The sequence below is a fragment of the Orrella daihaiensis genome (genome assembly GCF_022811525.1).
GTDB lineage: Bacteria > Pseudomonadota > Gammaproteobacteria > Burkholderiales > Burkholderiaceae_B > Algicoccus > Algicoccus daihaiensis.
Genome location: NZ_CP063982.1, coordinates 265,619 through 281,933, shown reverse-complemented (window position 1 = coordinate 281,933; position 16,315 = coordinate 265,619). Strand labels below are relative to the sequence as shown.

General features: G+C 54.2%; 13 protein-coding genes. 9 read left to right on the top strand and 4 right to left on the bottom strand.

Features of this window, described 5'->3' with window-relative positions; all coding sequences use genetic code 11:
* Positions 1-5 precede the first annotated feature (5 nt).
* Complete coding sequence (locus tag DHf2319_RS01285) at positions 6-4,721, bottom strand: glutamate synthase-related protein (protein ID WP_243479009.1); 4,716 nt, start codon at positions 4,719-4,721, stop codon at positions 6-8.
* A 159-nt stretch (positions 4,722-4,880) separates the two neighbouring features.
* The gene (locus DHf2319_RS01280; RefSeq protein WP_243479008.1) at positions 4,881-5,597 is read right to left on the bottom strand and encodes a hypothetical protein; all 717 of its coding nucleotides are present in this window, start codon (positions 5,595-5,597) and stop codon (positions 4,881-4,883) included.
* Between the two features lie 163 nt (positions 5,598-5,760).
* Here DHf2319_RS01280 and rpoH point away from each other — a divergent pair, with 163 nt between their 5' ends.
* Both rpoH and DHf2319_RS01270 read left to right on the top strand, forming a co-directional pair.
* A complete protein-coding gene (gene rpoH, locus DHf2319_RS01275; RefSeq protein WP_243479007.1) occupies positions 5,761-6,639 on the top strand; it encodes an RNA polymerase sigma factor RpoH in 879 nt (292 codons plus the stop codon).
* 97 nt (positions 6,640-6,736) lie between these two features.
* The gene (locus DHf2319_RS01270) at positions 6,737-9,253 is read left to right on the top strand and encodes a cation:proton antiporter (RefSeq protein ID WP_243479006.1); all 2,517 of its coding nucleotides are present in this window, start codon (positions 6,737-6,739) and stop codon (positions 9,251-9,253) included.
* On the opposite strand, the gene DHf2319_RS01265 is transcribed toward DHf2319_RS01270, so the two are convergent.
* Complete coding sequence (locus DHf2319_RS01265; protein ID WP_243479005.1) at positions 9,216-10,004, bottom strand: NUDIX hydrolase; 789 nt, start codon at positions 10,002-10,004, stop codon at positions 9,216-9,218. The genes DHf2319_RS01270 and DHf2319_RS01265 overlap by 38 nt on opposite strands.
* A gap of 233 nt (positions 10,005-10,237) precedes the next feature.
* On the opposite strand from DHf2319_RS01265, the gene coxB reads away from it, so the two are divergent.
* The 5 genes from coxB (at position 10,238) to DHf2319_RS01240 (ending at position 14,443) form a co-directional block, all read left to right on the top strand.
* Entirely contained in the window at positions 10,238-11,389 is a 1,152-nt protein-coding gene (coxB, locus tag DHf2319_RS01260) for a cytochrome c oxidase subunit II (RefSeq protein WP_243479004.1), read from the top strand.
* Between the two features lie 109 nt (positions 11,390-11,498).
* Entirely contained in the window at positions 11,499-13,118 is a 1,620-nt protein-coding gene (gene ctaD, locus DHf2319_RS01255) for a cytochrome c oxidase subunit I (RefSeq protein WP_243479003.1), read from the top strand.
* A 39-nt stretch (positions 13,119-13,157) separates the two neighbouring features.
* Positions 13,158-13,274, top strand: a complete 117-nt coding sequence (locus DHf2319_RS01250; protein ID WP_243479002.1) for a cytochrome oxidase small assembly protein — start codon at positions 13,158-13,160, stop codon at positions 13,272-13,274.
* Positions 13,271-13,513, top strand: coding sequence for a DUF2970 domain-containing protein (locus DHf2319_RS01245; protein ID WP_243479001.1), 243 nt, complete (start codon positions 13,271-13,273; stop codon positions 13,511-13,513). Before DHf2319_RS01250 ends, DHf2319_RS01245 begins: the two co-directional genes overlap by 4 nt.
* Before the next feature lie 54 nt (positions 13,514-13,567).
* Complete coding sequence (locus DHf2319_RS01240) at positions 13,568-14,443, top strand: cytochrome c oxidase subunit 3 (protein WP_243479000.1); 876 nt, start codon at positions 13,568-13,570, stop codon at positions 14,441-14,443.
* Between the two features lie 145 nt (positions 14,444-14,588).
* On the opposite strand, the gene DHf2319_RS01235 is transcribed toward DHf2319_RS01240, so the two are convergent.
* Positions 14,589-14,792 (bottom strand): twin transmembrane helix small protein, encoded by a 204-nt coding sequence (locus tag DHf2319_RS01235; RefSeq protein WP_243478999.1) that lies wholly within the window; start codon positions 14,790-14,792, stop codon positions 14,589-14,591.
* Positions 14,793-14,854: 62 nt separating this feature from the next.
* Here DHf2319_RS01235 and DHf2319_RS01230 point away from each other — a divergent pair, with 62 nt between their 5' ends.
* Positions 14,855-15,700 (top strand): SURF1 family protein, encoded by an 846-nt coding sequence (locus DHf2319_RS01230; protein WP_243478998.1) that lies wholly within the window; start codon positions 14,855-14,857, stop codon positions 15,698-15,700.
* Entirely contained in the window at positions 15,697-16,314 is a 618-nt protein-coding gene (locus DHf2319_RS01225) for an SCO family protein (RefSeq protein WP_243478997.1), read from the top strand. The genes DHf2319_RS01230 and DHf2319_RS01225 overlap by 4 nt, the downstream gene beginning before the upstream one ends.
* Position 16,315 lies beyond the last annotated feature (1 nt).

Here is a 16,315-nt window from a genome sequence, read left to right as displayed (position 1 = left end):
CCCAATCAAGCGGCTTTGGAAGCCGGGTTGGCGTTTTGCCAGAGTTCAGCCAAGGCGCGACGATATTCCTTGGGCATTACTTTTACGAATAGCCCTCTAGACGCCGTCCAGTTACTCAGGATGTCGCGTGCGCGGAAGCTACCCGTATATCGGAAGTGATCTTCAACCAAACGCTTCAAAATGACCTCATCGGTCTCACGCTCAGCACCACGCACCATGCTGTGCCAAGTATCCATCCCGACCTTGTCCTTTTGCTCAGCCGCAGACATCACCGGCTCTAGGTCAACCATGGCCATGTTGCAACAATCCTTAAAGCGACGCTCAGGGTCATAGACATAGGCCACACCACCAGACATACCGGCAGCAAAATTACGGCCCGTTGACCCAAGCACTACCACCGTTCCACCAGTCATGTACTCACAGCCGTGATCGCCCGTGCCTTCAATCACAGCAGCCGCACCTGAGTTACGAACCGCAAACCGCTCGCCAGCAACGCCACTCAGGTAGGCTTGCCCGGCGGTTGCGCCGTACAACACCGTGTTACCCACGATGATGTGCTCAGGACCGAAGCCACGGAAATCGTTGGGGCTTCGGACAATGATTCGACCACCCGCCAAGCCCTTGCCAACGTAGTCGTTGCCCTCACCAACCAAATCAAATGTCACACCGTGAGCAAGGAATGCACCAAAACTCTGCCCGGCACTGCCATTGAACTGAATGTGAATTGAATCATCAGCCAGACCATCTTCACCATGGCGGCGCGCAATCTCACCGGACAACATGGCACCCACGCTGCGGTTGCGATTACGCACCGGAACGATGAAGGAAACTTTCTCGCCTTTCTCAATCGCAGGCTTACTGCGCTCGATCAACTGATGGTCTAGGGCACCGTCAAGACCATGGTCTTGCTCGAGCACTTGATAACGTGGCTCATCAGTGACTGGCTGATAGAACACCTTGGTGAAATCCAGCCCGTGGGCTTTCCAGTGGTCAATGCCAGCCCTTGTGTCCAGCAAATCGGTGCGACCAATGAGCTCATCAAACTTGCGTATGCCCAATTGAGCCATGATTTCACGTACTTCTTCAGCGACAAAGAAGAAATAATTAACCACATGCTCTGGTTTGCCCTGGAATTTCTTGCGCAACACCGGATCTTGGGTCGCCACGCCGACAGGACACGTATTCAAATGACACTTGCGCATCATGATACAGCCTTCGACCACCAGTGGTGCAGTCGCAAACCCAAACTCATCAGCACCTAGCAAGGCGCCGATCACCACATCACGACCGGTCTTCATTTGACCGTCAGCCTGAACTCGAATGCGACTACGCAAACGATTGATCACCAAGGTCTGTTGGGTCTCAGCCAAGCCAAGCTCCCAAGGGGTACCCGCATGTTTGATCGATGAGATCGGCGAAGCACCCGTGCCGCCGTCATGGCCTGCAATCACCACATGATCAGACTTGGCCTTGGCCACGCCAGCTGCCACGGTGCCAACGCCTACTTCCGAGACTAATTTCACCGAGATCGAAGCGCGCGGATTGGCGTTTTTAAGGTCATGAATCAATTGCGCCAAGTCTTCAATTGAGTAAATGTCGTGGTGCGGTGGTGGCGAAATCAAACCAACACCTGGTACCGAACAACGGAGCTTGGCGATGTACTCAGACACTTTATGACCAGGCAGCTGGCCACCTTCGCCAGGCTTGGCACCTTGAGCCATCTTGATCTGAATCTGATCGGCACTCGCCAGATACTCGGGATTCACGCCAAAGCGCCCCGAGGCGACTTGCTTGATACGTGAGCGCAACGAGTCTCCCGCTTTCAAAGCCACATCTGCTTCGATGCGCTCAGCACCGAGCACCGAAGCCAGTGTGTCGCCATCCTTGATATCGCTTTTGCCGGTTTGCAACTCACTGCGGTAGCGCAATTCATCCTCGCCACCCTCACCCGTATTGGACTTGCCACCAATGCGGTTCATCGCAACAGCCAAAACCGAGTGAGCCTCCGTCGAAATGGAACCCAAAGACATTGCACCAGTCGCAAAGCGCTTGACGATCTCTTTGGCCGGTTCCACCTCATCAAGTGGGATTGCTTGCGCCGGGTCGAACCGGAACTCGAACAAACCGCGCAAGGTCATGTGACGCTTGCTCTGATCGTTGATGAGCTGCGCGTATTCCTTGTAGGTGCTGTAGCTGTTCGATCGTGTGGAGTGCTGCAGTTTGGCTATTGAGTCTGGCGTCCACATATGCTGCTCACCACGCACCCGATAAGCATAATCACCGCCGGCGTCCAGTGCATTGGCAAGCACTGGGTCTTTGCTAAACGCAGCATGATGTGCACGCAATGCCTCTTGCGCCACCTCAAACACATTCACACCACCGATCGAGCTTGATGTACCGGGGAAATACTTCTTGATCAATGAGTCATGCAAACCGACCGCTTCAAAGATCTGGGCGCCACAATACGACATGAACGTCGAAATGCCCATCTTGGACATCACTTTGTTCAAACCCTTGCCAATCGCTTTGATGAAATTAGCCACTGCCTTGTCACTGTCGTCCGACATGGAACGGATCGCCTCAAGCGCAAGGTAAGGATGGATGGCCTCGGCACCGAACCCGCCAAGCAGGGCGAAGTGATGCACCTCGCGAGCCGAACCGGTTTCAACCACCAGGCCTGTGCGAGTGCGTAAGCCGCGACTGATCAAATGCTGGTGGATCGCGGAGGTGGCCAACAGCGCAGGGATAGCGACCCGGTCTTTGTCAACCAAGCGATCTGAAATGATCAGCACATTAAAACCACTTTCAACGGCATCCGCGGCAGAAGCACACAGCGCTGCGAGTCTGGCCTCAATACCCTCTGCACCCCATGCGCTGGGGTAAGTGATATCAAGCTCGTAACTACGGAACTTGTTACCTGTGTAGACTTCGACGTCACGAATCTGCGTCATCGCGTCTTCATCGAGGACTGGCTGAGCGATTTCAAGGCGCAGCGGCGGATTGACGTTGTTGATATCGAGCAGATTAGGCTTGGGCCCGATAAAGGAAACAAGAGACATCACCAGTTGTTCGCGAATTGGGTCAATCGGTGGATTGGTCACCTGCGCGAACATTTGGCGGAAATAGTTATAGAACGGCTTTGGTCGATCCGACAGAACTGCCAAAGGTGCATCGTTGCCCATCGAACCTGTGGCCTCTTCACCGCTTTGCGCCATCGGCTCAAGAATGAATTTCAGATCCTCCTGCGTCCAGCCAAACGCCTGTTCACGATCAAGGCGATCGACATTGGACTGGTGACGGGCCTTGGCCGTTGCTTCAGGTTTGGGCAATGACTCGAGCTTGATGCGCAAACGCTCGATCCAATGACGATAGGGGCGGCTGTTGGCCAACTGTGACTTGATTTCTTCATCATCAATAATGCGACCCTGCTCAAGATCGATCAGGAACATCTTGCCTGGCTGCAGGCGCCACTTTTTAACGATGCGGCTTTCAGCAATCGGTAACACACCCGCCTCGGAAGCCATGATCACCAAGTCGTCTTCGGTGACCAGGTAACGCGCTGGGCGCAACCCATTACGGTCAAGGGTGGCACCGATTTGCTTGCCATCGGTGAAGGCCACCGCAGCCGGACCATCCCATGGCTCCATCATGGCAGCGTGATATTCATAAAACGCGCGCCTAGAAGGGTCCATATGTGCATGCTGTTCCCAGGCTTCCGGAATCATCATCATCATGGCGTGCGCAAGCGAGTAGCCTGACATCACCAGCAACTCAAGGCAGTTATCAAACGTCGCTGTGTCGGATTGCCCGGCGTAGACGATCGGATAGAGCTTACTCAGGTCTTGACCGAGCACGGCAGATTCCATCGTGCCTTCACGTGCGCGCAGCCAGTTGTAATTGCCCTTGACCGTGTTGATTTCGCCGTTATGCGCAATCATGCGATAGGGGTGAGCCAGCGGCCATGCGGGGAACGTATTGGTAGAGAAACGCTGGTGAACCAATGCCAGCGCTGAGACCGTGCGCGGATCGGCTAGATCTCGGTAATACTGGCCAACCTGATTTGCGAGCAGCAGGCCCTTGTAGACCACTGTGCGAACAGAAACAGAGGGCACGAAATATTCAGTACCGTGCGCCAGTTTCATGGCGTGGATGGCATGGCTGGCTTTTTTACGAATTACATAGAGCTTGCGCTCCAAAGCGTCGGGCACCATCACGTTCTCGCCGCGACCGATAAACAATTGGCGAATGACGGGCTCGCACTCTTTGACGGTGGGTGACATTGGCATGTCGGTGTCGATAGGAACGTCACGCCATCCGAGCACGACTTGGCCTTCGGCCACGACTTCGCGCTCGAGCGCTTGCTCACAAGCTAAACGCGATGCGATTTCTTTCGGCAAAAAGACCATCGCCACGCCGTACTCACCTGGGGCCGGCAAGGTGACGCCTTGAGCCGCCATTTCCTCGCGATACAGCGCATCAGGAATCTGAATCAGAATACCGGCGCCATCCCCCATTAACTTGTCGGCACCAACAGCACCGCGGTGGTCGAGGTTCTCGAGGATTTTCAGGCCCTGCGAAATAATCGAGTGGGACGCCTGACCTTTGATGTGCGCCACAAAACCGACACCACAGGCATCATGTTCGTTTGCTGGCGAATAAAGTCCCTGTGGCGAATGGCCAGTCTGGGGACGCGGATGAAAAGTCAAAGGAAATGTAGACATGCGATTGGCTCCCGTTCAACCGCGCATGGTGCAGCGCGGCAGAAGACGATAACCCCATATTTTGTGGGATGCAAGCGAAATAAATAGGGTGCGTCCCCATTTATTTTCATAATCGTTGGGGATGTCTAAAATTAGGGACAGATCATTTAGCTTTTGATATCAATCGACTTTTTGATCTTCGGGGTCAAATTTCCTTGGGCGCCCCCGTCTGCCCGGGGCGACCCGGCGGTTAGCCACTTTGGCAATCTGCTCCAGATATTGCTCAGATCCCAACGCCCACTGCCCGCCAACAGCATGATCAATCCGCTGGCGATCAGCTAGGGAGATACCTTCTGCCAGTTTGACCCGGTAGTTCGCCTGGCGGTCAAAGGGCGTGTTGCCACACCGCCAATACTGCTCATGGTCTGACACCGTGACCAGCCACGGTCTGTCTGATTCAACAATACCGGCATGACCGGCTGCCGATGACCAGGGCCAGGCCTGTGCTTGGGCAGCATAGCCTTGTTCGACCGGCGCAGACTCAACCCAAATTTGTGCGGGTAGCACCCATTGGGGCTCTACCGGGGCACTTTTATATCTGCCCTCGAACACGCTGCCAGTCTTGAGCTCAGGCGCCAGACGCCGCCCAATCGCCTGAATCACACCGGCGAGCGCGCTTTTGTCGGGAGGTGTTACCAGTAATAACAATTGTGTGGGCGACAACGACCAAGCATGCAGCGCGAGCTGGTGGGCTTTCGTGTACTCGCCAAGCCAGGCTGCAACGGCATCTAGCAGCTGTTTTGACTGATCATCGAGCCAATGCTGTGCCAGCGCAGATACGAACCTGACTTGCACGAGTTGAGCCTGACCGGGCACAAATAGCCTGGGCAATCGCATATATGCCTGCCTTTGAATCTATACGTTGTCGCCATTTTCGGAACTTTCGCGACAAAATCAAGTCTTATTAGCACTCTTCCAGAGAGAGTGCTAACATAAAACAAGCGTCCGTAATATTGCTTAGCATTAAGAGACAGGAGCATACCAATCCATGCAAGGCACGATGACTAGAGAATTGACCGTATCACCTCAGGCTCTATCCATGGCGATCGCCAACCCAGGCGCGTTAGGATCGATTGAGGCTTACATCAGTGCAGTCAACCACATGCCCGTGCTTAGCGCCGAGCAGGAGCAGGCGTACGCGCTTGACTTGCGCGACAAGAACGATCTCGATGCGGCGCGGCATTTGATTTTGTCGCACTTGCGACTCGTTGTCTCAATCGCTCGTCAGTACTTGGGCTACGGCCTGGCACATGCTGATTTGATCCAGGAAGGCAACATTGGACTGATGAAAGCAGTCAAACGGTTTGACCCGGACCGCGGCGTGCGTCTGGTGTCCTTTGCCGTGCACTGGATCAAAGCCGAAATCCACGAATTCATTATCCGTAATTGGCGCTTGGTCAAGGTGGCTACCACCAAGGCTCAGCGCAAATTGTTCTTCAATCTTCGCCGCATGCGCCCTGATGGTACGACGCTGGATTCGCAGATGGTTGATGATATTGCCACCGAGCTAAGCGTCAAACCCGAAGACGTGCGCGAGATGGAAGTGCGCATGACCGGGCGCGAGTTTTCTTTGCAAGCACCAGCCGGTGACGATGATCAATTCAGCCCGATAGACTATCTGTCAGACGACGGCGAATACGATCCAACCGAGGTATTGGCACGGCAAGACCATGACCGCCTGCAAACCACGGGACTGTCGCAAGCGCTCGAGATGCTCGATGAGCGCTCACGCCGAATCGTCACGGCACGCTGGCTAGGCGACGATGGCGGACCAACCTTGCACGAACTTGCCGAAGAGTTTGGCGTATCGGCCGAGCGCATTCGCCAGATCGAAGCCGCCGCACTGAAGAAGATGCGCGGTGCTTTGCAAGCTGCCTGACTCTAGACGGGGCGATCTTAAAAATATCGGTTCGATATTGCTCGGACCAACACCGAATTCTCAATAACCCGCTACCATAGTGCGCATGGCGATCAACATGCTCATCTTCGGGCTGGCGGGACTTCTTGTTCTCGTCTGCTTTCTTTCACCATTGGCAAGCGCTTTGCGGATTCCAGCAACGCTGTTGCTGTCCGTCGTTGGTGCGCTGCTGGGCTACCTGATTCACGTACACGACTGGGCACCGGCCTGGTTGGCTGATTCGCTAGTAACACTGCAGGCATTCGAAATACCTTCCGAGACAATCTTGGTGGTGTTTCTGCCAGTTCTGTTGTTTGAAACCGCACTTAACACCAATGTGCGCGGCTTGTTCAACGACATTGCACCCATTTTGCTGCTGGCCGTGGTGGCAGTCTTCATATGTACGGCGTTTGTGGGGTGGGGTGTTTCGTTTGTCTCGAGCTATAGCCTAGCCGCGTGTTTACTGCTTGGCGCCATCATCGCAACCACCGATCCTGCTGCCGTGGTGAGTATTTTCAAGGAAGTGGGGGCGCCGAAACGACTAACGACCATTGTCGAAGGCGAGAGCCTGCTAAACGATGCCGCTGCCATTGCGCTTTACTCCGTGATGCTCGGTGTTGCATCGCACTCGGTTGCAGCCCCTTGGGGAACGGGCTCTGTTTTGGTCAGTTTCATGGAGTTGATGATTGGCGGCGCGATTAGTGGCTACCTGATTGGGCGTCTAGCTTGTGCAGCACTGCCCCTGCTGCGTGGTTGGCCAACTGCGGAAATCTCGTTAACGGTGGCCACTGCTTATATCGCCTACATCATTCCGGAACATTATTTTGGTTGGTCTGGCGTGGTGTCGACCGTCGTTGCCGGCTTGGTCGTGTCGTCCGTTGGACGTACCCGCATGACCCCCACCACTGCGTATGCACTGGCACAGTCTTGGCGTCAATTTGGATTTTGGGCAAGCTCACTGATTTTCTTGTTCGCCGCCATGATGATTCCTCGCTTGCTGGCAAATGCCACCTGGCACGATCTGTTGGTCGTACTCGTTACGATGCTGGCCGCGCTGGCCGCACGTGCGGTGACTGTTTACGGATTGCTGCCAGGCCTGACTGCCATGGTGGGTACGCGGGTAGACAACCGCTACAAAGCCGTGATCTGCTGGGGTGGCTTAAGGGGAGCGTTATCTCTTGCACTGGCTTTGTCAGTGACCGAGCATGACCTTCTTTCCGATGACATCAGCAATTTCGTGGCGATTGGCGCAACTGGATTCGTGTTGTCAACGCTCGTGATTAATGGTTTAACGCTACGACCTCTTATCAACTTTCTTGAATTAAACAAACTCACACCACTGGAGCGTGCTTTGCGCAATCAGGCAGTGGTGATCACCGTCAATGACCTTCAGGCTGAGACCAAGCGAATTGCTGTTGATGAACAAATCAGCCGCCAGGCGCGCGCCAAGATAGATGACGTGTTTGACGCCAGCATCACCAGTGTCACCGACACGCAAATAGGGCAGTTTGATGAACAAGAACGCGTTCGGCTTGGGCTGTCGATGGTCGCGAATCGGCAGAGCGAATTGATACTGGTTGGCTTGGGTGAACAGGGCTTTGATCGACGCACCGCAGAACGTTTGCTGTCGGTGTCAGAACGCATGGAAGACGATGTCAAGGCGCGCGGCATGGCAGGGTTCGAAAAGTCCATCGAGCGCTCACTACAATACCCAAAAACATTCAAGCTGGTATTGCGCCTGCACCAAGCCTTCGGTCTACAGGGTCTATTGGGCAAAGAGCTTGGCCAACGATTCGTGGAGCTTGTTGGTTGGCGCTGGGTGACTAGGCGGCTTATTGCCTTCGCGAACAGTCAGATTAGGCCGATGCTTGGCGACAGTGCTGCCGATACCATTCAGGCGGCTTTACGCGATCGTTTAAGCCGCGTCGAAGAGAATATGCAAGCATTGCGTTTGCAATATCCCAACTTTGCAGAGTGGCTCGAACAAAGCTACCTTGGCCGTCTGGCGCGCACACTTGAACGCTCCCGGTATCGAAAAATGCTGGAGGAGTCGATTATCAACCCCGAGGTTTACGATGATCTGCTCGAGCAACTAGAAGACCGTTGGTCATTTCTCGATCAGGTGCCGCCCATTGATGTAGAGCTTGCGCCCGAGGAGTTGGCGCACCGTGTTCCTTTGCTTGCGGACTTGCCCGAGCAGACGCTACGCAAGCTCACGCGCAAACTAAAAACCAGGCTGACTTTGCCTAACCAGCTGATTCAAGGGCCCAACAAACCAAACCCGTCACTTTATTTCGTGGCCTCAGGCGCAGTGTCTGTGCTGTTGCCAGATGCAACCCACATCGAACTTGGTTCGGGAGAGTTTTTTGGGGAGTTGTACTTACTTAATCAGGACGCGACGGAATTTGAGGTGCGATCACTCGGTTACACCAAACTTCTGGAGCTCACCGCCAAGGATTTCAAATCCATGCTAGCCAATGATGACGGCTTGCGTGAAGCCATTGAAGCAGTTGCCAAACAGCGTTTGCGTGCAATCGAGGTCGGTCGCGCAGAACTGCTTAACTTGACTGGCGCGCAAGCAGACTCTGGGCAATAACAATACTGGCCTCAACCGTGAATTCACCTGCAAGCAACATTGCCTCAATGTCCGCAGTCGGCAAACAGGCAATTTCCATCACTTCGCCATCCTGATTTTTTGGCTTCACGTCATCGGCGAGCACGCAGTCGCTAGTGAGCACCTCTTCATACTGAAAGCCTTCAGGGACTCGGCGCCGCATGCGGTAAATGCTCTGGATCGGCTCTCGCCCCTGTATCTGTGCCTCGCTTAGCCCCGCTTCTTCCGCTGACTCGCGCTCAAGCGCCAGATCATCGCTTTCACCCCGGCCAACCAGACCGCCCACCAGGGTATCCCACATACCAGGGTCGGTCGCTTTGTCCAGTGCCCGACGCGCAACCCAAAGCTTTCCCGTTCTCGACCATGCGTTTAGATGCACTGCCCGTGTTAACAGCCCCAATGGACGCACTGCTCCACGCTCGATGGCTGCGATCGCGTTGTTGTCACACCACACATCAAGCAACTCCCCGCGCCACTTGGGAATACACCCTGCCGAGCGCAACGCTAGCGCCATTTGCGCCATTTGGGTATCCAAATCCCGAGTATCTTCAATCAGCAACTGATTTTGGTGAGCCCGCACAAAACCGCCGTCAAGTAACACTTGGCTTGCCCTCGCGCTGACCTGCCCGCAGACCTTGTCACCGATTAGAAGCGGCAAAGTGCCATCAGCCGGCGCTTGAGCGGCCAAATCATCTAGACGTGCGAGTAGTGCTTTCAGGCCGCTGTTGCTCAAAACTTCACCAAAAAAATCAAGGTTTTCGTAGGGGAATCCCGCAAAACTGGCGCGAATTGTAACTGTCTATGGTTTACAGCCCTAGACCTTGGCTATAATCCACCGATTGATTGATTAATTACAAATTCACATTAACTTATAACTGGCATCGGGGCACTCTTTGTTGTAAGAGCTGCCCGACAAAAGCTGAGCCTATATCAGCTTGCTGCGATGTGCTTTGTCTCGAGGTGAACATGATGAAGTTCAAAGGGTTGGTTGCTGCCTGTGCGTTAACAATGTCTGGCGTTGCCGCCGCTCAAGTTGACATGCCTGGCGGGCCTGCGGTCAATCAGCTTAACCTGACCACGGGCGTGACCCAAATTGCCCGGGATGTCGCTTGGTTGCATTGGATGATGCTCATCATCTGTCTGGTCATCTTTGTGGGTGTGTTCGGTGTGATGTTCTACTCCATCTGGGCGCACCGCAAATCCAAAGGCGCCAAGCCCGCGACTTTCCATGAGAGCGTTGGCGTTGAGATTGCCTGGACGGTTATTCCTTTCCTGATCGTGATCGGCATGGCCTTACCCGCTACCCGTACGGTTGTGGCCATGAAAGATACCTCTGGCGCTGACATGACTGTCAAAGTCACCGGGTACCAGTGGAAGTGGGGCTACGAGTACATGGATGGCCCAGCCGAGGGCGTCTCCTTCCTGTCGAACCTGACAACACCACCTGCTCAGATCAATAACCTGGAGCCCAAGGGCGAGTTTTACCTGATGGAGGTGGACAATCCACTGGTTGTCCCCGTCGGCCAGAAAGTTCGCGTGGTGGTGACAGCCGGTGACGTGATTCACTCCTGGATGGTGCCCGATTTGGGCGTCAAACAAGACGCGATCCCTGGTTTCTTGCGGGACACCTGGTTCCGTGCGGAGCAAGTCGGCGAGTACCGTGGCCAGTGTGCTGAACTGTGCGGTAAGGATCATGCATTTATGCCTATTGTTGTGAAGGTAGTCTCGCAAGAGGACTACGTTGCCTGGGCCCAGCAACAACAAGCCGCGCTGACAGCCTCGGCTGACGATCCCAACAAAGAATGGGCCGTGGAGGAGTTGGTTGCCCGCGGCCAGAGCGTCTACACTTCTCAGTGTGTCGCTTGTCACCAGGCGACTGGCAAGGGTGTCGCACCTGTGTTTCCGGCGCTCGATGGCAGCCAAATCGTGATGGGGCCGATGGCTGGTCATATCGAAATCATGCTCAAAGGCAAGCAAGGCACTGCGATGCAGTCATATGCAAATCTAAGCGATGTCGAGCTCGCCAGCGTGATCACTTATGCACGCCAGTCATGGGGCAACGCCGGCAAGGGGACAGACCCCGTGGTGCAGCCTGCGCAAGTGCGTGATGCCCGCTGATTTGAGTGACAAACCCAAAAGACTATCGTTTTTTTAAGATTGTTCATAAGATAGACAGAAATTGCCCTCATCGGGCACTCTAACCGCCAATGGCAGTCAGGAGAGAAGCATGAGTAGCGTAACCATTGATACCATTCCAGGCAAAGGCGAAGATATCTCGCACGGCCACCATGATGATCACGCCCACGGCGCGCCTCATGGCTGGCGTCGTTGGTTATTTGCCACCAACCACAAAGACATCGGGACGATGTATCTCATCTTCTCGTTTGTGATGTTCTTAGAGGGGGGTGTGCTGGCACTGTTGCTGCGCACGGAACTGTTTGTTCCTGGGCTGCAGTTTTTCCAGCCTGAGCTGTTTAACCAGTTCACCACCATGCATGGGCTAATCATGGTGTTTGGAGCGATCATGCCGGCCTTTGTAGGCTTTGCAAACTGGATGATTCCGTTGCAAATTGGTGCCTCCGACATGGCCTTCGCACGGATGAATAACTTCAGTTTCTGGCTCTTGCCGGTGGCTGCAGTGCTTCTGACTGCATCATTCTTTGTGCCCGGCGGTGCAACTGCAGCTGGCTGGACGCTGTATGCTCCGCTATCGCTACAAATGGGCCCGGGCATGGATTTGGCGATCTTCGCGATCCACATCATGGGTGCCTCATCGATCATGGGGGCTATCAACATCGTTGTGACGATTTTGAACATGCGCGCCCCCGGCATGACGCTCATGAAGATGCCGCTGTTTTGCTGGACCTGGCTCATCACCGCGTACCTGTTGATCGCGGTAATGCCTGTTTTGGCAGCTGCCATCACCATGATCCTGACAGACCGTCATTTTGGTACTGGCTTCTTTAACGCTGCTTTGGGTGGCGACCCAGTGCTCTACCAGCACATCTTCTGGTTCTTCGGGCACCCTGAGGTCTACATCATGATTCTGCCGGCCTTTGGCATCATTTCTGCCATCGTTCCGGCCTTTGCCCGCAAGCCGCTGTTCGGTTATGCCTCCATGGTGTATGCCACAGCGTCAATTGCAATCCTGTCGTTTATCGTTTGGGCGCACCACATGTTCACGACGGGTATGCCCGTGACTGCTCAGCTGTACTTTATGTACGCCACCATGCTGATCTCGATCCCGACCGGCGTGAAGGTATTTAACTGGGTTGCTACGATGTGGAAGGGTTCCATGACGTTTGAAACCCCGATGCTGTTTGCGATCGGCTTTATTTTCGTGTTCACGATCGGTGGCTTTACCGGCCTGATTCTGTCTGTGGCACCAATCGACATTCAGGTTCACGATACCTACTACGTGGTTGCCCACTTCCACTATGTACTGGTTGCCGGCTCGCTCTTTGCCCTGTTCGCTGGCGCCTACTACTGGCTGCCAAAGTGGACCGGTCGCATGTATGACGAGCGTCTGGGCAAGTGGCACTTCTGGATGAGCATGATCTCGTTTAACGTGACATTCTTCCCAATGCACTTCCTGGGCTTGGCCGGTATGCCACGTCGCTATGCCGACTATGCAACCCAGTTCACTGATTTCCACATGATCGCTACGATCGGTGCCTTCTGGTTTGGTTTTTCCCAGTTGATCTTCATGTACCTGGTGCTCAAGGCCTACGCTGGCAAGGGTGAGCAAGCTGCCGCCAAGCCATGGGAAGCCGCTGAAGGTCTGGAGTGGACGGTTCCGTCACCGGCACCTTTCCACACCTTTGAGACCCCGCCTGTGGTTAAGTAAGATCAAAGCAGTCTAGTTGGAATTTTGTAGTTGGATTAAATGACACCTGAACAACGCCGTAAGAACAAAAGAACCGGATTCATCATTCTCGCTTTCGTGATTGCGGTGTTTGTTTGGGTCATTGTCAGACAATTGATCGGTGGTCAGTTGGGATGACAACAGAGCAGGAAAAGAGCGATTTGCTCGAAAGCAGTCAGCGCAAGCTGAACTTCTTGCAAACGTTGAAAGCAGTTTTATGGGCCATGTTTGGTGTTCGTAAGGGCGCTGGCCTGAAAGAAGACATTGCCAAGTTGAACCCGGTGTACGTGATTCTGACCGGAATTTTGTTTGGCGTTTTGTTTGTCGGCTCGCTTGTGCTAGTGGTGCAGTGGGTCGTTAGTAGCGCTGCCGGGTAGTTGGGTAGCCGATCGGGTTAATTTATAGCAAGAGCAGGACTCAGGAGATAAACAATGAGTGCAAGCCACTCCAGTGCCACCAAGGAAGCGCCATACTATTACGTCCCTCCAGATTCAGCCCATCCGGTCAGGGCCAGTGTCGCGCTGCTGATCACAATGCTTGGTGCCTCAGCCTGGGTAAACCAGATTGCGATCGGTAAATGGGCTGTGCTCGTTGGCGTGCTTGCCCTGATCATTGTTCTGTGGCAGTGGTTCGGTGACGCTATTCACGAAGAGCAGATCGGACTGAACAGCAAGCGCATCGACGTATCGTATCGCTGGAGCATGAGCTGGTTCATCTTCTCTGAGGTCATGTTCTTTGCTGCCTTTTTTGGTGCGCTCTGGTACACCCGTGCGGTTACGACGCCTTGGCTTGGTGACCTTGATCACCAGCTCATGCTATGGCCTGACTTCAATGCAGTCTGGCCAAACCTCGGGCCTGCTGGCATCGTTGAGCAGTTTCAAGCCATGGGACCTTTCTGGTTGCCGACCATCAACACCGCCTTGTTGCTGGCTTCAGGTGTGACGCTGACCATCTCGCACCACGCCCTGCGTGAGAACCACATGGGCAAGGCTAAGTTCTGGCTCTTGGCCACCATTGTGCTAGGCATTATCTTCGTGTGCTGTCAGGCCTATGAGTACTACTATGCCTACACCGGCTTGAATCTGCGTTTTGATTCAGGTGCATTTGGCTCACTGTTCTTCATGTTGACCGGGTTTCACGGTTTCCACGTGATCCTTGGCGCAACCATGCTCGCTGTCATGCTGGGTCGCATGATGAAGGGTCATTTCACGGCAGAGAACCACTTCGGGTTTGAGGGTGCTGCTTGGTATTGGCACTTCGTTGACGTGGTGTGGCTCGGACTGTACATTTTTGTGTACTGGTTCTGATTGCCCTGAACATAGAAAAGGGCCGTGATTCACGGCCCTTTTTTTCTGGTCTAGCATGACTGGTAGTGTTTAATTCCGTTTAGATTTTTGTTCCGGTGCGCGCTTTAGTTTCTGTATCGGATCAAGGCGTCGTTTAAAGCACAGTTCACGGTGTGAAGCCCGTGCTCCTGATCCAGCCCAAGTGATGGGCCAGCAATAGCAAAAGGAACAAGGCAACCGACAAGCCGATACGAACGGTCAGTGCATTGACTGTGCGATTTGAGCCTCCCTTGTCTTTCATCAGATAGAAAAGGGCTGAACCAAGGCTGGCAATAATGCCAATGAAGACTAAGGCAACAAAGATTCGCATGAAACTCTCACGCCACGCTGTCTGTCGGCAGCTCAGGCTTTTTAAGTAGGTAAGCGCTCATTATGGCAGACACGCCGGTCAATCACCAGAGCACCCGAGCTAGCAAGCGGACTAATCGACGTTCGCTTTTGGCCGCGGTACTGCTCGCGGTGTTGGGTACGGTATTCGCGAGCTTGGGCAACTGGCAGCTAAATCGTGCAGCTGAGCGCACTGAAATTGCAGCCATGATCGAGGCCGGCAGGCGTTCCGCGCCTGTGCAAATCACTGCAACGATCAACACCGAGACGCTCAAACCCTGGCAGTCTGCGCAAGCCACTGGCCGTTGGTTGCCCGAGTTAAGTGTGCTACTTGATAACCGCAACCTCGATGGCAAGCCCGGATTTTGGTTGGCCACGCCGTTAAGCCTGAACGCCGAGAAGGCTGTGCTCGTGCTGCGTGGCTGGGTGCCACGCCCGATTGGCAACTACAACCCCTTTCCAGAGATTACGCAGGGTACAGGTGCGGTGAATATCGCAGGTGAGATTGCATTGCGGGTGCCTCAGCTCTACGAAATTGGCGACGAATCAACCGCGGTCCTCAGTAGCGCTAGGGCCGTTCGAGATGAGGGCCAGACCACGGCCCTGGATCTTGCCCAATTGCAGCAAAGGCAGAACGTTTCCGTGCAGGAAATGTCTGAGCTATCTGGGATCCAATTTTTACCCGTGGTGCTGATGCAAACCAACGCCACCGATGGCGAGTCAATGCAACGACAGTGGCCCATGCCCTCTGTGGATTCGGACACCAACAAAGGCTACGCCATGCAGTGGTTCAGTTTCGCTGCTATTGCCTTTGGTGCCATGGGCGTATTGCTCTGGAAAACCCTGCGTCGTGCGAAAATCCATACTGATACCGAAAAAATAACCAAATGACCCAGACTCAAGCCAAACCTCGCTCTATCCGCCCATTGATCCTGATTTTGATTATCAGTATCGCTCCTGTCATTGCTGCATTTGTGATGTACTACAACCCATCGTTGCAGCCGGGCGGTTCGACCAACTACGGTACGCTAGTCGATCCCCAACGGCCACTGCCAAGCAACGAGCAGCTCACCGTCACCACACTTGATGGCCAGCCGTTTGACCTCAATGACTTACGTGGTCAATGGCTGTTGGTAGCCGCAGACGAGGCAGCCTGTCCAGAAAGTTGCGCTAAAAAGCTGTTTATTTTGCGTAACACACACGCAATGACTGGTAAAAATGTCAAACGTGTCAGCCGTGTGTGGTTTATCACCGATGATGCGCCGGTTCCGGCCAAGGTGCTCGAAGCCTATGCCGGTACCATCATGCTGCGCGCCAAACCCGAGCAGCTTGATGCCTTTTTAGCCGGCCAAGAGCTAGCCCAAGGCACCGAGCCGGAATTACTCGAGCCCATCTGGATCATCGATCCACTGGGCAACCTCATGATGCAATACCCCAAAGATCCTGATCCATTAAAGGTTCGCAAGGATTTGGGCAAGCTCTTGCATAACTCCCAGATCGGCTAGT

Coding starts and splice junctions, on each gene's coding strand:
- DHf2319_RS01245 (WP_243479001.1), top strand. CDS start 13,271: ATGACAACAGAGCAGGAAAAGAGCGATTTGCTCGAAAGCAGTCAGCGC.
- DHf2319_RS01270 (WP_243479006.1), top strand. CDS start 6,737: ATGCTCATCTTCGGGCTGGCGGGACTTCTTGTTCTCGTCTGCTTTCTT.
- rpoH (WP_243479007.1), top strand. CDS start 5,761: ATGACTAGAGAATTGACCGTATCACCTCAGGCTCTATCCATGGCGATC.
- DHf2319_RS01240 (WP_243479000.1), top strand. CDS start 13,568: ATGAGTGCAAGCCACTCCAGTGCCACCAAGGAAGCGCCATACTATTAC.
- coxB (WP_243479004.1), top strand. CDS start 10,238: ATGATGAAGTTCAAAGGGTTGGTTGCTGCCTGTGCGTTAACAATGTCT.
- DHf2319_RS01225 (WP_243478997.1), top strand. CDS start 15,697: ATGACCCAGACTCAAGCCAAACCTCGCTCTATCCGCCCATTGATCCTG.
- DHf2319_RS01280 (WP_243479008.1), bottom strand. CDS start 5,597: ATGCGATTGCCCAGGCTATTTGTGCCCGGTCAGGCTCAACTCGTGCAA.
- DHf2319_RS01230 (WP_243478998.1), top strand. CDS start 14,855: ATGGCAGACACGCCGGTCAATCACCAGAGCACCCGAGCTAGCAAGCGG.
- DHf2319_RS01250 (WP_243479002.1), top strand. CDS start 13,158: ATGACACCTGAACAACGCCGTAAGAACAAAAGAACCGGATTCATCATT.
- DHf2319_RS01285 (WP_243479009.1), bottom strand. CDS start 4,721: ATGTCTACATTTCCTTTGACTTTTCATCCGCGTCCCCAGACTGGCCAT.
- DHf2319_RS01235 (WP_243478999.1), bottom strand. CDS start 14,792: ATGCGAATCTTTGTTGCCTTAGTCTTCATTGGCATTATTGCCAGCCTT.
- ctaD (WP_243479003.1), top strand. CDS start 11,499: ATGAGTAGCGTAACCATTGATACCATTCCAGGCAAAGGCGAAGATATC.